At 60.8% G+C, this 1,169-nt stretch carries 1 protein-coding gene; it reads left to right on the forward strand.

Annotated features, from left to right (window positions below):
• Nucleotides 1-84 precede the first annotated feature (84 nt).
• Nucleotides 85-1,169: type VI secretion system tip protein TssI/VgrG (tssI, locus tag AC1MDC_RS28620; protein WP_480394186.1), on the forward strand; the 1,085-nt coding region annotated here is incomplete at its 3' end.

Here is a 1,169-nt window from a genome sequence, read left to right on the forward strand (position 1 = left end):
TAGCGTGCCCGCCAATTCTCGCGAGCACGAACCACGGACGGTTTGGACATCGCGCTCTTTTCCTCTTTGCTTAAGGATAAGCGTATGTTCCGGTCGGCCAATGCGGCGCATTTCGTGTTGCAGATTCCTGCGATCCGCCACGACTTCAAGGTCCTGGCCTTCAGCGGCACCGAAGCGATCAGCACCCTCTACGGCATTCACATTGAACTGGTCAGCGAACACCCGGATTTCGATCTGGAAAGCTTGCTTGCCCGGCCCGCGTTTCTGCAGTTTGGCCACAACGGCGAAGGCATTCACGGGCATATCGAGGATGTGTTGGCGGGTGAGTCGGGCAAGCGTCTGACCCGCTACCACCTGACACTGGTGCCGGCGCTGCACTACTTGCAGTTCAGTCGTGATCAGCGGATTTTCCAGCAGCGTACGGTGCCGCAGATCATCGCGCAGGTGCTCAAGGGGCATGGCATTCAAGCGGATGCCTTCAGCTTTCATGTCGCGGCGAATCCGCCCCGTGATTACTGCACCCAGTACGGCGAATCCGATCTGGAGTTCATCCAGCGCCTGTGCGCCGAGGACGGTATCGCCTGGCATCACCAGCACTCGGCGGACGGGCATCTGCTGGTATTTACCGATGACCAGGTGTTTTTACCCAAGCTCGGCGCCACGCCCTATCGGCAGGACTCCGGCATGGTGGCCGAGCATCCGGTGGTCAGCCGTTTCAGCATTCGTACCGGCACCCGCACCAGCACGGTCGTGCGCCGCGACTATGACCTCAAGCGCCCGAGCCTGCTGGTCGAGAGTCGCTTTACCGCCGATTTCACTCCGGTGCTGGAGGATTACCGCTATCCGCTGTTGATCGAGAACGAAAGACGCGGCAAGCAGCTCGCACGGCAGGCGCTGGAGCGCTCTCGCGCCGACTATGAGCTGGGTGAAGGAGAGAGCGATCAAGCCAACCTGCGCAGCGGCCATCTCTTTGAACTGGCCGAACACCCGCGCCAACACTGCAACGACCTGTGGCTGTTGCTCAGCGTTTCCCACGAGGGGCGTCAGCCCCAGGTGCTTGAAGAATCGGTCACCAGCGATGCGAAAGACACCGACGGTTTCACCCAGGGTTATCGCAATACCTTCAGCGTGATCCCTGCCGAGGTGGTGTTCCGGCCACCGCTGCCGGC

It is taken from the genome of Pseudomonas sp. 1 (assembly GCF_056626735.1).